General features: G+C 42.2%; 1 protein-coding gene. It reads left to right on the top strand.

The genetic code is table 11. From position 1 onward, the window contains the following. Positions 1-817, top strand: an 817-nt coding sequence (locus LOZ91_RS14540; protein WP_244783466.1) for an IS5-like element IS17 family transposase, incomplete at its 5' end; no start/stop codon positions are given. Between the last annotated feature and the right edge of the window lie 52 nt (positions 818-869).

Raw genomic sequence — 869 nt, 5'->3', positions numbered from 1 at the left:
CCCATCAAAAGGCAAACAAGGGCGAAATCAAACCTACTCCGACGCAGCTATCCAATGCTGCTTAATGATTAAATCCTTATTCCGTCTATCTTTACGTATGGTCACTGGCTTTGTGCAAAGTCTGATTAAACTTTGCGGATTAAATTGGACCGCACCAGATTACAGTACGCTTTGTAGAAGACAAAAGCATATTGATATTGCAATCAGCTACCAAAAAAGTAGCGATGGGCTGTATCTACTCGTAGACTCTACAGGCATGAAGTTTCTAGGTGAGGGCGAATGGAAACGCAAGAAACATGGAGCTGAATATCGTCGCCAATGGCGTAAACTACATATTGGTATAGATGCCAAAACCCTACAAATACGCGCTATTCAGCTCACAACCAATAATGTCAGTGATTCACAGGTGCTTGGTGATTTACTTAATCAGATTCCACAAGATGAGCAGATTGACTCTGTTTATACCGATGGAGCTTATGACACCAAGCAATGCCGTCAGGTCATTGCAGATCGGCAAGCACATGCGGTGATTCCACCTAGAAAAAATGCGAAACCATGGAAAGATACAAAGAGTAGCTCGCTAGAGCGAAATGAATTACTTCGAACAGTTAAACGTTTAGGCAGGACATTATGGAAAAAATGGTCAGGCTATCATCGCCGCAGTTTGGTGGAAACCAAGATGCATTGCATCAAATTATTAGGCGATAAATTAATGGCAAGAAGCTTTCCTAGTCAGGTGAATGAAATTCATGCACGTGTAGCAGTCCTCAACAGATTTACGGAATTAGGTCGACCACTTACCCAAGTTACGCCTTAAATTTGGCTCAATTAGGGGCGCTTTGCATTTCAAATCTTTGTGCAACAAAGCC

This window comes from Acinetobacter sp. F-1, from assembly GCF_022869025.1.
Taxonomy (GTDB): Bacteria; Pseudomonadota; Gammaproteobacteria; order Pseudomonadales; family Moraxellaceae; genus Acinetobacter; species Acinetobacter pseudolwoffii.
The sequence above is the reverse complement of the archived record's forward strand: the minus strand, read 5'-3'. Positions and strand labels throughout refer to the sequence as shown.